Origin of the sequence: Blastopirellula sp. J2-11 (assembly GCF_024584705.1) — a bacterium.
Lineage (GTDB): Bacteria > Planctomycetota > Planctomycetia > Pirellulales > Pirellulaceae > Blastopirellula.
Window position 1 is genome coordinate 6,323,537 of record NZ_CP097384.1, and the last position, 12,904, is coordinate 6,336,440.

Sequence of the window (12,904 nt, forward strand, 5' to 3'; positions counted from 1 at the left end):
CCGCGCAGCAAACAACCCCACCAGCCTCTCCCGAAGCTGGCGATCCAAACCACAGCGCGGCGCTCCAGCCAATGGAAGCGGGTCGCTCTGCGAACGAAAAGATGCGAAGAAAGTCTAACAAAAGACTAAGACATTTTCAACCCCCAAAGCAGGCGCCTTTCGCTCCGGCTTCTCTCACAAAATCAGCCGCACGGCGTTAGCCGCGGTTTCTTGTCTTCAATTTTCCGTCGTCAAGGAGTTCCTGTCAGAAACCGCGGCTAACGCCGTGCGGCTGATTTTGGGGGAGGTCTAGCGTGCGTCAAGACGCACCTGGAACCTGCTCAATCAACCGCCAATCCATCTAGCGTGACAACGCAAGGGATCGCAGCGATTGCGTCGCCACGCTTGGCTATTTGGCGGCTGGGTCGGCAGGACTTCGTGCGTCTTGACGCACCCTACGAAACTGGCTGGCTGGCTGCTAGCACTTGGTAGCGATCGGGCTTGGTCGATTACGCCCTCTTCCGTTACATTAGCCTGCTATCAACTTTGGCTTCACAGCTCTCGCGAAAGAAAGCAACGCAATGGGTGTCACACTCGGCCAACTGGCGTCTCTGGTCGAAGGGACGCTGCACGGCGACGCCCAGTTGGAAATCACCGGCGCGTCGATCATTCGCGACTCGCAGCCGGGCGAAATCACGCTGGCGGACCGTCCCGAACTCGCAAAAGAATTAGCGCGCTGCAGCGCCGCCGCCGTTCTCGCTTCAGGCGAGTTCGCTCCGGCCGGCATGCCGGTGATTGTGGTCGCCAACGTTCATGAAGCGTTCGCCAAGATCGTGGCGCAGTTTCGTCCTAATCTTGCCCAAAATAAGCTCGGCGTTCATCCCTCGGCCGTCGTCTCCGACAGCGCGGTGATCGCCGCGGACGCGTCGATCGGACCGTTGGTCGTGATCGGCGAAGGGGTCAGCATTCAGTCAGGGGTCGTTATCCAAAGCGGCGTGCAAATTGGCGCGGGCAGCGTGATCGGCGCCGGCTCGTTTCTGTTTCCCGGCGTCGTCCTCTATGAGAACACCATTGTCGGCGCCAACTGTATTCTGCATGCTTCGTGCGTGCTGGGCGCCTTTGGGTTTGGCTATGAATCTGGAAGCGGCAAGCATCTCCTTTCCTCGCAACTGGGAAACGTGGTGATTGGCGATTTTGTCGAGATCGGCGCCGCGACCACAATTGACCGCGGCACCTATGGCCCGACGGTGATCGGTGACGGGACCAAGATCGACAATCAAGTGATGATCGCCCACAACTGCCGGATTGGTCGACACAATCTGATCTGTTCGCAGGTCGGCGTCGCAGGCAGCACCTCTACCGGCGATTACGTCGTGATGGCCGGTCAGGTCGGCGTGCGAGATCATGTTCATGTCGGCGATGGCGCCATCTTGGGCGCCAAAGCGGGCGTCGCATCGGATATCGGCGCCGGACAACATGTCATCGGCTCGCCCGCGATCCCAGCGAAAGACAAGAAACTGGAAGTCGCGCTGCTCAGTAAGTTGCCTGAAATGCGAAAGCAACTGAAGGCGCTGTTATCGCGTGTCACCGAATTGGAGAAGGAAGACGAACTGCGGAAAACCGCCTAACGTCTTCTTACGCACGGACGCTATGAATTCATCTGCGACTGACCGACAACCGCCGTTTGGCCTGCTGGCTGGCTGGGGGCGACTGCCGATCGAAGTGGCCACGGCGCTTCAGCGACATGGCTACGCGGTTCATACGCTGCTGATCAAAGACCACGCCGATCCGATCCTGGCCGAAATCTCCACTTCGCACGAGTGGATCGGACTCGGGCAACTTGGCAAATGCGTCCGCTTCTATCAGCGCCACCAGGTGACGACGGCGACAATGGTCGGCAAGGTCCACAAGGTGCGGCTGTTAGATCGCGGCGCACTCTGGAATCATTTCCCCGATTGGTACGGCGCGCGAATTTTCGGTCCCTTTATTTGGGGCAAAAAAGATCGCAAAGACGACACCATCCTGGGCGGCATCTGCCGCGCGTTTTCGAACAAAGGAATCGAGTTTGTGCCTGCGACCGATTATGCCCCTGACCTGCTCGTAAAATTTGGACAACTATCCGGCAAACCGCTCAGCAAAAAACAGCTCGGCGACGTGCAATACGGCTGGGACCTGGCCAAAGCGATCGGCAAGTTTGACACCGGGCAAAGCGTCGCGATCAAAGGGCAAATGGCGCTGGCGCTGGAAGCGGTCGAAGGGACCGACGAGTGCATTCGCCGCGCTGGTCAGCTCTGTCGCTCGGGCGGGTTCACCATCGTCAAAGTCGCCAAGCCGCAGCAAGACATGCGATTTGACGTGCCAACCATCGGCGTCGGCACGATCGAAACGATGGCCGCGTCCGGCGCCGTCACGCTGGTGATCGAAGCCGATAAGACGATCATCGTTGACGAGCCCGCAGTCATCGCGCTGGCTAATAAGCTGGGCGTCACCATCGTGGCCGCCACCGGAGATCGATTGGGCGAAGTCTTGAGCGACGACGAAGCGGCCGCCGCGTAGGGCAGGCCGTGCCGGCCGCTCTTTGCATTGCGGCGCGTGAGTGCGCTCGGCAGGCACGGCCTGCCCTACTTTTACGGCGTGATGCAGTAGAGCTTGGGACCGGTGCGGATCAGCAATTTGCCGGGGACGGCGGCGTAGCCGTAGAGTACCGGGCCCGACGACCTTGCTGGGGGACCGCGACGTCCAGCTTCTTCTCCTTCGGCGACCGGAGCAGCTTCCGCGGCCGGCGCTTCGGCTTCTTCATCCCACAGCGTATTCTCGGCCAGCACTTCCCACTTCGGACCGGCTTTGACGACGGTTGTCAAACCATCTTTGCCGAAGAAGTAGACGCGATCGCCAGCGCCCAGCGAAGTCGCCCAGCACGATTGTCCCAGACGTTCGGTGAACAGGGTTTCGCCTGACTCGACATCGACGCCAAAGACGACGCCGCTTTTGTTAACCCAGTAAGCGACCCCTTGGTGCACGATCGGCGTGCTGAATGACGACGACGCTTTCTCGTTGCGCCACAGTACTTCGGCCGTGGGACCCGCGTCCGACTCGCGGACGCGAACCGCCATGTTGGAGCGTTTCGCTCCGCCGCTGGAGTCTTCACCTCGTCCGGCCGATGCGCCGACCAAAAACAGTCCGTCTCCGTACGGCATCGGCGTGTTGGTCGTGTTGCCGCCGAGATCGCCGATCGACCAGAGCTGCTTGCCGCTGTCGACATCGTATCCATCGACCGTGCCGCTGCTGCTAATGACAACTTGCGGACCGCCGGGAGTCGAAATCACGCGGGGCGAGCTCCAACTGATCCGGCTTTCGCGATCGGTCTTCCAAATCGCTTCGCCAGTCTTCTTGTCGAGCGCGACCAGGTACGAAGGCCCATCATTTTCGACCAGCAACACCACTGCGTTTTCGGTCAACGCAGGCGAAGCGCCCAGACCGTGGTTTGATTTCATTTCGCCATACTCGGCGATCAGCGACTTGCTCCACAGTGGCTCACCATCGTGCGACAGTGCGATGATGTCGCCGCTTTCAAAAAAGGCGTAAACGCCCAACTGATCGACAGCCGGCGTCGGCGCGGCGCGGCTGACATAGGTGCTGCTTTTGATCGGCTGCGATGACTTGAAGTCTTTGCGCCAAACGGGCGCCCCATCGGCCAGATTCCAGCAGGTGACGATGTTCGTCTCTTTGTTGGGTCCATCGATCGACGTGAGATAAATCTTGCCGTTCCAGACGACCGGGCTCGATTGTCCGTAACCGGGCAAATCGCTCGTCCAAGCAATGTTGCTCTCCGGCGACCACTTCAGCGGCAACTGGGCGGCCGGGGGAGGTTGGACGCCGGCGCCTTGGAAAGCGGGCCAATTGTCGCTGCCGGCCGCTAGCGCCGTCAGCAGGATCAGGCAAGATGCCGCATGCATATCGTCTCTCGCAGATAGGAGGAAAATCGAATTCGAGGGGAGCCCGCCGTCGACTTGTAAGTCTACTTTGTTTTCAGCTGCAAATTGTGAAATTCGACACGCACGACTTTACGCTCTCCGCTGTCGGAAGTTCGAATCGCGGTGTGGCTGACCGGCAAATCCCAATCGCCGATCCGTTTCCAGCGATTTTCGACCGTGCCGCTGGCGGTGAGATTACCGTCGGCGTCCCAGTTGCTGATGGTGAAGACCTGCGGCAGATACTTGCCTGCTGGGTTGCGATAAACGCTGACCACAGTGATGGTGAAAGATCCGCTGGGAGAGCGGCGGATTACCTCGTGAATCACGCCATCTTTGACGCGCGACTGACTGGCCATCGCGCCGCCGCTTTGCGAGATCAGCTTACCGAGCGCGGTGCCGGGATCTTTCGGATCAAAGGTCGCTTCTTCCGTCAATTCGTTGGTTTCGTCCCGAAAACGATGCGCGATCAGCGAATCGAGAGCGCGGCCGACGACGCGATCTTCGGTCAGCGAAATGCCGGTGATCTTCGTTTCGCCATCGGCGGCGACGTCGATTTCGCCTTGTTCGGTTTTCCCGTCAAGCGAGACGACCAGGTCGGCGGTGAAACCGGGAATGCCGTTCCAGATAATTCGGCTGTCACGAGCATCGGCCAGCATATGAGCGGCGGAAGTTTCAACGGCGGTCGATTCGGCCGCAGCCAGCGGAGCGGCGAAGAAGAGCAACAAGCAGCTAATACGGCCAATCATGGGGAGACCCTTTCCAGGAAATCGCGCAAGCAAAAAGCGGCGTCGAAGCGTGGCTGGCGAGGGGTTCGGCTGGCGGGCTGGCTAACGCAGTAAAAGTGAGATCGATTCTCGATAGGCTATCTGGGGGAACGGCAGTGAGCAAGCGGCCCCGGCAAGAAGTTGCGAATTTCGCTCGATTCCTCCCGAAAATAAGACCTTTAAGGGACGATTTCTAAATTGGGCCAATTGACGCCGCCCTGGGAGCTGATAAGCTAAGCGAGTGAGATCTGATCTCAATAAGCCCTCGCCAGCCCATTTTCTCGCCAGCCCGGCCGCTGATTCTCACAACGATCTGTTCCCCCCGCATTCTACGATCTGGTCCAATAAGGATCAGTCGCCGTGCCCACACCTTATTGGCGAAGGAAACCTTGCATGTTGCGTAAACTGACGAGCGCGCTCACAGCGGCGCTGCTGATCTTAGCGATTGTCGCGCCGGCTCGCGCCCACTTTTTATGGTTGGTCGAGAGCGAAAGCCCGAAACAGCTGAATCTCTATTTCTCGGAAGGTCCCTACGCCGATGAGCCGGCGATCTTGAAGCGCGTTGCTGATGCGGTCGCATTTCGCTTGCGCGACGACAAAGAGCCGCAAGAGATCAAGTTCACGCTGGCCAATGACGAGTTGACTTCGGAAGAGCTAAAAGGCCGCGGCGATTCGCTTTATGTTTTGACCCGCTCGCTGGGCGTGATGGAGCGCGGCGGCGAAAAATTCCTGCTGCAGTACAATGCCAAGACCGGTCCGAACCTCGGCAAATCGGCCTGGAAGCTCGACGCTTCGAAGCACGTTTCGCTCGACGTCGTCCCTTCGATCCAGGATAATGAAGCGGTCGTCACCGCGACCTTCGCCGGCAAACCGGCCGCCGCCGCCCAAGTGGTTGTCGAAGGTCCGGCTGGGAAAGTCGAAGCCGAAACCGACGCCCAAGGAGTCGCAAAGTTCGCCATCAGCAAAGCCGGCGTCTATGCGGTTCGCGTTCGTTACATTGAAAAAACGGCGGGCCAGTCAGGCGACGACAAGTATGATACGGTCCGTCACTACACCACGTTGACCTTGCCTGTCGTGCCCAAACTGAACGAATCGATCAGCGCCTTCTCCGATCTGCCCGAAGCGGTCACGAGCTTTGGCGCGGCGGTTGTCGAGGATAGCTTGTATGTCTACGGCGGTCACACCGGCGACGCGCATCATTACTACTACGAAGCGCAAAACGGCTCGCTGCAGCGATTGCCGCTGAACAAAGACGCGAAGTGGGAAACGGTCGCCGAAGGCCCGAAATTGCAAGGTCTGGCGATGGTCGCCAACGGCGACAAGCTTTATCGCTTGGGGGGCTTCACCGCGATGAACAAGAAAGACGAAGAAGGTCGCAATCTTGTTTCGCAAGCCGACGCCGCCGTCTTTGATCTGAAAAAAGGAGAGTGGTCCGATCTGCCGAAACTGCCGGAGCCCCGTTCTTCGTTCGACGCTGCGGTGCTAGGCGACACGATCTATGTGATCGGCGGCTGGGCGCTGAACGGCGAAGACAACGACTCGACCTGGCACAAGACTGCCTACTCGCTCGATTTGAGCCAAGAAAACGCCGAATGGACCGCATTGCCGGTACCGCCGTTCCAACGTCGTGCATTGTCGGTCGGCGTGCAGAATGGCAAGCTCTACGCGATCGGCGGCATGCAAGAAGATGGCGGCCCCACGACGCGCGTCGACGTCTATGATCCGGCGACGAAAAAGTGGAGCGAAGGTCCTTCGCTTCCCGGCGGCGGCATGGATGGCTTCGGCACGTCGGCCTTTCCCGTCGACGGCAAGCTGTACGCCAGCACGATGAGCGGACGTTTGGTTCGCTTGGCCGAGGACGGCAAGTCGTGGGAGACGGTCGGCGGCTTGACCAACGAACGCTTCTTCCATCGAATGCTGCCGGTCGGCGACAGCGAGCTGATCTTTGTCGGCGGCGCCAACATGGGCATCGGCAAGTTTACGGAAGTCGACGTGGTCCATCTGAAGTAATTTCAGATCCAGCGACAACAAGAAATGCGAAACGCGAGCCGAATTCGGCTCGCGTTTTTTTTGGCTCTAGGATTGCTATTCGCTTTCGGCCAGCGCTACACGGCCGTTGAGCAGCGGTTTGAGAAACTGTCCCGTATAGCTGGCGGCGACGCCGGCGACATCTTCGGGTGAGCCTGCGGCGATGATGTGTCCGCCGCCGGAACCACCTTCGGGGCCCAAGTCGATGATCCAGTCCGCACACTTGATGACATCTAAGTTGTGCTCGATCACGACGACCGTGTTTCCCTTGTCGACCAGGCGATTCAGCACGTCCAGCAAACGTCGAATGTCTTCAAAGTGAAGCCCGGTCGTCGGTTCGTCAAGCAAGTAGAGCGTCGAGCCGGTATCGACACGCGCCAGTTCGGTCGCCAATTTGATCCGCTGCGCTTCGCCGCCGCTGAGGGTCGTTGACGGTTGGCCCAGCGACAAATAGCCGAGCCCCACATCGTCGAGACTCGCCAGCGTCCGATGAATCATCGGGATGTTCTCGAAGAAGCTGACCGCGTCGCGGATCGCCATGTCGAGGACTTCGGCGATCGACTTGTCTTTGTATCGCACTCGCAGCGTCTGGCGATTAAAACGAGCGCCGCGGCACGTGGCGCAGGTCACAAACAAGTCGGGCAGAAAATTCATCTCGATCTTCTGCAGCCCCTGTCCCTGGCACGCTTCGCAGCGTCCTCCTTGCACGTTGAAGCTGAAGCGGCTCGCTTTGTAGCCATATTGCTTCGCCTGACGCGTTCCGGCGTAAACCTTGCGAATCTCGTCAAAGACGCCGGTGTAGGTCGCCGGATTACTGCGTGGAGTGCGGCCGATCGGCGATTGATCGATCGGGATCACCTTGTCGACGTTGCTGGCGCCGCGCAAGCTTTTGTGCGGTCCCGGTTTGGCGGTCGGCGTGTTCAAACGCTTCAAAAGTGCAGGGGCGAAGGTCTCGTTGATTAGCGAGCTTTTGCCCGATCCGCTGACGCCGGTCACGCACACAAATGCGCCCAGCGGGACCAGCACCGAAACATCTTTCAGGTTGTTGGTCGTCACTCCCTCGATCGTGATCGAACGCGTCTTCGCGATACGGCGGCGTTTCTCGGGAAGTTCGATCCGGCTTTTGCCAGAGAGGTAACGTCCGGTGATCGATTCCTCATTCGCTTCCACATCGGCCGGAGCACCATCGGCCATGACGCGACCTCCGTCGCCGCCGGCGCCGGGGCCGATGTCGATCACGCGATCGGCCATGCGCATCATCGCTTCATCATGTTCGACCACCAAGACCGAATTGCCTTGGTCGCGCAGATCGGTCAGCGAACTGATCAGCCGCTCGTTGTCGCGGGGATGCAGCCCGATCGACGGTTCATCCAAGATATAGCAGACGCCGACCAGTCCCGATCCGATCCCGGTCGCCAAGCGGACGCGCTGCAGTTCGCCGCCGCTGAGCGTATCGGCGGCGCGATTGAGGTTGAGATACTCGGCGCCGACTTTCTCGAGAAACTCTAACCGCTTGATGATCTCGCGGACAATCGGTTCGGCCACCGGCAGTTCGTATTCGGAAAACTCGAGCTGCTGAAAAAACTCGCGGGCCTCGGCGACGTTGAGCGACGTGATTTCATGCACCGCTTTGCCGCCGATCAAGACGGCGGTCGCTTCCATGCGAAGTCGCGAGCCTTTGCAGGCGCTGCAGATCACTTCAGCGCGAAACGCGGCCAGCTGGTCGAGTCGCGCCTTGCGCGTGGTGGTGACAAACTCTTTTTCGAGCATCACCAGGATGCCGAGAAACTTTTTGTCGTCGCCGTGAAAGAGCTGACGGAGCGTCTTTTCTGGAATTTCGGCCAGCGGCGTGTCGGGCTCTATCTTATGCTTTTTCAGGAATTCTTCGGCGGCCGCGTGATGTTTCTTTTGCGTCGCGGCGGTCAGCGCCTTCCAGGCGACAATCGCTTCCTTTTCCAGCGAAAGGGAAAGGTCAGGCGCGACCAGCTCGATGTCGAACTCTTCTTTCGAGCCCAGACCTTCGCAAACGGGACACGCGCCGTAAGGGCTGTTGAAGCTGAAGGTGCGCGGCTCGATGTCGATGAAGCTGAGCCCGCAGTTGGGACAGGCGAGCTCCGTATTGTAGACCTCATCGCGCCAGGTTCCCTTCGGATGCTTAGCGTCGATCGCTTTGTCATCGAGATAGCATGCCAGCATGCGTCCTTCGCCCAGCTTCAGCGCCATCATGACCGATTCGCCCATCCGAGCGCGTAAGCCTTCGCGCACGATGATGCGATCGACGACGGCGTCAATCGAGTGCGCTTTCTTCGGATTCAGCTCTGGAATCTGATCGATTTCAAAGACTTCTTCATCGACGCGCGCTCGTAACAAGCCGCTTTTGCGGATCTTGTCGATCTCTTCGCGATGAGCGCCTTTGCGACCGCGCACCATCGGGGCCAAGATCATTAGCTTCGTCTGCTCGGGGAGCGACAATAAGCGATCTTGGATTTGTTCCGGCGTTTGTTGCGAGATCGGCACGTCGCACTTCCAGCAGTGCGGCTGTCCCAGTCGCGCCATCAACAGGCGCAAATAGTCGTAGATCTCAGTGACCGTCGCGACCGTGCTGCGCGGATTTTGACTACCGGCGCGTTGATCGATGCAGATGGTCGGTTGCAGACCTTCGATCAGATCGACGTCAGGGCGTTCCATCTGATCCAGAAACTGTCGCGCGTAAACCGAGAGACTCTCGATATATTGCCGCTGCCCTTCGGCAAACAGCGTATCGAGCGCAAGCGAGCTTTTGCCGCTGCCGCTGGGGCCTGTGAAAACGATCAGCTGATTTCGAGGAATATCGAGATCAACGTTTTTCAGGTTATGAACGCGAGCCCCGCGAATTCGGATGAAATCGCTGGGCGTTTCGGGAAGCGTATTTTCCTCGCGATGCACCACGTCAGCTTTCGAGAAGAGAGGCGAGAACCGCCCTAACGGCGATTAAAGTGCGGTTACGAATCTTTTCAGCCTAACAGGCCGCGGCCGATACTACAATCGGCGACGACCTCAAATCAGTCCTGCAGAGGGGATCAATTTGGCCGCACGAGACCAGAACGAGGCATTGCGTTGACAAAATTGGTGATTCTTTGCTGAATTCGGTTCCGCTCTTTCCAGCTCGCGCAATTTAGCTGGAAAGTGGCTTCAATTTCGGTTGTGAACGCAATCGGTATTGGGGACAATAGGGCTTCTCACCGAGACGCTCTCCAACCTTAGACCCGCCTGCTCATTTTCTGGTGCTTTGGAATGCCGCAAATAGCTCGTTTTTGTTGGATGATGGCGTTTCCTGTCCTCTTGCTTCTGGCAGGCGTCAGCAGCGCACAGGAACCAATCGACTTCAACCGCGATATTCGTCCTCTGCTGTCAGGCAATTGTTTTCATTGTCACGGCCCCGATCCCGAGTCACGCGAAGCGGGTCTCCGATTGGATCAGCGAGAGGGAGCCGTGGCCGAATTGGATAGCGGCTCAATGGCCGTTGTCCCCGGCAAACCAGACGACAGCGAGCTGCTGGCCCGCTTAACCGGCGACGACTTTGTTCGCATGCCGCCTCCCGAGTCGGGTAAGCAACTCACCCCTGCGGAAGTGGATCTGTTCCGCCGCTGGATCGCCGAGGGCGCCGAGTACCAGCGTCATTGGTCCTTTGAACCGCCGGTCCAGAACGAACCTCCGACTTCCCCAGGAGTCGAATGGGCCAAAAATCCGATCGACCGCTTCATCTTGCAAAAGCTGCACGAACAAAAGTTGACTCCGGCAGTCGAAGCCGATCGCGCGACGTTGTTACGGCGCGTTTCGCTGGCGCTGATCGGTTTGCCGCCGACTCTGGAAGAAGTCGACGCGTTCGTCCAAGACGACGCCCCCAACGCCTATGAGAAAGTGGTCGACCGGTTGTTGGCCGATCCGGCGTATGGAGAGCGTTGGGCGCGACCCTGGCTCGATATCGCGCGCTACGCGGACTCGGCCGGCTACGCCCAAGACCCGGAACGGAATATCTGGAAGTATCGCGACTGGGTGATTCAGGCGCTCAACGCCAACCAACCGTTCGATCAATTCACCATCGATCAACTTGCCGGCGACATGCTGCCTGAGCCGAGCGAAGAACAGTTGATTGCGACCGCATTCCATCGCAACACGATGACCAACAGCGAAGGGGGAACCAACGACGAAGAGTTCCGCAATGCGGCGATCGTCGATCGGGTCAACACGACGATGCAGGCCTGGATGGGGCTCACGATGGAATGCGCCCAGTGCCATACGCACAAATACGATCCGATCTCGCATGAAGAGTACTTCCGTTTTTTCGCGATTTTCAATCAATCGGCCGACGCGGATCGCGGCGATGAATCGCCCAATCACGAGTCTTGGACGGCGCAGCAGACCGCCAAAAAGCAGTCGCTGACCAAAAGCTTGAAGCAAGCGCAGCAAGACCTGAAAACGTTGCAGGAATCGACTCCCACGTCTCCGGCGGTCCCCACCGGCCCGCTGGCGGCGCGTTACATTCGGATCGAGAATCTCGGCGAAGGAAAAATCTTGTCGTTGGCCGAAGTTCAAGCGATCGCCGGTGGTGAGAACATCGCCCCACGCGGCGCCGCGACCCAATCGGGAGTCGCCTACGAAGGTTCGGCCAATTTGGCGATCGACGGCATCACCGACGGACACTACTTCAACGCGAAAAGCACGACCCATACCGAAACCCAAAACGATCCCTGGTGGGAGCTCGATTTGAAAGACGCGGTCGCGCTGGAGAAGGTCGTGCTTTGGAATCGAACCGATGGTGATCTCTTTACTCGGCTCGCTCCGTACCGCGTGATTCTGCTTGACGATCAGCGTCAGCCGATCTGGGGACGGCAAAGCGACGCTCCCTTCGCAACCTTTATCGAATTCACCCCTCCGAAAACCGGAGAAGAACTGACCGATGACGCCAAGCAAGCGATCACGAAATTCGCCGCGAAAGATCGTCCGGAAATCACCGCCAAGCAGGAAGAAATCAAAAAGCTGGAGAAGCAGCTCGCCGCCGTGCGTCCGATCAAAACGCCGATCATGCAAGAGCTCGCCGCCGACAAACAGCGCGAGACCTTCATTCAAATCCGCGGCAGTTATCAAGTGCACGGCGACAAAGTGGAGCCCGGCGTGTTGGGGGAATTTCATCCTTTGCCAGCTGACGCCAAAGCCGATCGCCTGGGCGCGGCCCGCTGGATTGTCGCTCGTGAGAATCCGCTGACGGCTCGCGTGGCCGTCAATCGGCTGTGGGAACAACTCTTCGGCATCGGGCTGGTCGAAACGAGCGAAGACTTTGGTTCGCAGGGCGAACTGCCGGTCAATCAACCGCTGCTCGACTATCTCGCGGTCGACCTAATGGACCATGGCTGGGACATCAAGCGGACCATCAAATTGATGGTCGAGTCGGCCGCCTATCGTCAGGCGGCGATTGCAACGCCAGAGAAGCTGACGATCGATCCGGCCAATCGACTGGTCAGCCGCGGGCCGCGATTTCGGCTGTCGGCCGAAATGGTGCGCGATTCGGCGCTGGCCGCCAGCGGACTGTTGAGCCGCAAGATGAATGGCCCGTCGGTGCGACCGGTGCAACCGAAAATGGGGATGCGCGCGGCGTTTGGCGGATCAACCGATTGGGAACCGAGCACCGGCGAAGATCGGTATCGTCGCGGGCTCTACACCAAGTGGCGACGGACAACTCCCTATCCCTCGATGATGGCCTTTGACGCGACCAGTCGCGAGGTTTGCACAATTCGCCGCATCGCGACCAACACGCCGCTCCAGGCGCTGGTGACGTTGAACGATCCGGTCTATGTCGAAGCGGCGCAAGCTTTGGCGCGCAGGATCGTCGCCGAGGGGGGAACGTCGCAAGAAGATCGCGTCGCCTACGGCTTTCGGATTTGTCTGAGTCGCCAACCAACACCGGCCGAAATGGCCCGCCTGGTGCAATTGCTGGAAGAGGCGCTGGCCCAATATCGCGAGCAGCCGGAGCAAGCGAACACGATCGCGACCGATCCGATTGGCCCGCTGCCGCAAGGGGCCGACGCCGCCGAATTGGCCGCGTGGACTTTGCTCGGAAATGTGCTGATGAATCTGGACGAGTTTTTGTCGCGTTAGGCGACCAACGGAACTGCTGTTTTC

7 protein-coding genes are annotated in these 12,904 nt (G+C 59.0%); 4 read left to right on the forward strand and 3 right to left on the reverse strand.

Annotated features, from left to right (window positions below; all coding sequences use genetic code 11):
- Positions 1-560 precede the first annotated feature (560 nt).
- Entirely contained in the window at positions 561-1,607 is a 1,047-nt protein-coding gene (gene lpxD / locus M4951_RS25130) for a UDP-3-O-(3-hydroxymyristoyl)glucosamine N-acyltransferase (protein WP_262024345.1), read from the forward strand.
- A 22-nt stretch (positions 1,608-1,629) separates the two neighbouring features.
- Positions 1,630-2,535, forward strand: coding sequence for an LpxI family protein (locus tag M4951_RS25135; protein WP_262024346.1), 906 nt, complete (start codon positions 1,630-1,632; stop codon positions 2,533-2,535).
- A 71-nt stretch (positions 2,536-2,606) separates the two neighbouring features.
- Here the strand turns inward: M4951_RS25135 and M4951_RS25140 are convergent, their stop codons facing one another.
- Positions 2,607-3,935, reverse strand: coding sequence for a PQQ-binding-like beta-propeller repeat protein (locus M4951_RS25140; protein WP_262024347.1), 1,329 nt, complete (start codon positions 3,933-3,935; stop codon positions 2,607-2,609).
- Positions 3,936-3,997: 62 nt separating this feature from the next.
- Positions 3,998-4,699, reverse strand: a complete 702-nt coding sequence (locus M4951_RS25145) for a DUF3386 domain-containing protein (protein ID WP_262024348.1) — start codon at positions 4,697-4,699, stop codon at positions 3,998-4,000.
- 411 nt (positions 4,700-5,110) lie between these two features.
- Between M4951_RS25145 and M4951_RS25150 the strand changes: the two genes are divergently transcribed.
- Positions 5,111-6,727 (forward strand): kelch repeat-containing protein, encoded by a 1,617-nt coding sequence (locus M4951_RS25150; RefSeq protein WP_262024349.1) that lies wholly within the window; start codon positions 5,111-5,113, stop codon positions 6,725-6,727.
- A 75-nt stretch (positions 6,728-6,802) separates the two neighbouring features.
- On the opposite strand, the gene uvrA is transcribed toward M4951_RS25150, so the two are convergent.
- Positions 6,803-9,673 carry an excinuclease ABC subunit UvrA gene (gene uvrA / locus M4951_RS25155; RefSeq protein WP_262024350.1) on the reverse strand — a complete coding sequence of 957 codons (2,871 nt, stop codon included), beginning with the start codon at positions 9,671-9,673 and terminating at the stop codon, positions 6,803-6,805.
- A gap of 345 nt (positions 9,674-10,018) precedes the next feature.
- Between uvrA and M4951_RS25160 the strand changes: the two genes are divergently transcribed.
- Positions 10,019-12,880, forward strand: a complete 2,862-nt coding sequence (locus tag M4951_RS25160; protein ID WP_262024351.1) for a DUF1553 domain-containing protein — start codon at positions 10,019-10,021, stop codon at positions 12,878-12,880.
- Positions 12,881-12,904 lie beyond the last annotated feature (24 nt).

Bases quoted from the DNA above. Each gene is read 5' to 3' on its own strand.
- M4951_RS25135 (WP_262024346.1), top strand. From the start codon at position 1,630: ATGAATTCATCTGCGACTGACCGACAACCGCCGTTTGGCCTGCTGGCT.
- M4951_RS25145 (WP_262024348.1), bottom strand. From the start codon at position 4,699: ATGATTGGCCGTATTAGCTGCTTGTTGCTCTTCTTCGCCGCTCCGCTG.
- M4951_RS25150 (WP_262024349.1), top strand. From the start codon at position 5,111: ATGTTGCGTAAACTGACGAGCGCGCTCACAGCGGCGCTGCTGATCTTA.
- M4951_RS25160 (WP_262024351.1), top strand. From the start codon at position 10,019: ATGCCGCAAATAGCTCGTTTTTGTTGGATGATGGCGTTTCCTGTCCTC.
- lpxD (WP_262024345.1), top strand. From the start codon at position 561: ATGGGTGTCACACTCGGCCAACTGGCGTCTCTGGTCGAAGGGACGCTG.
- M4951_RS25140 (WP_262024347.1), bottom strand. From the start codon at position 3,935: ATGCATGCGGCATCTTGCCTGATCCTGCTGACGGCGCTAGCGGCCGGC.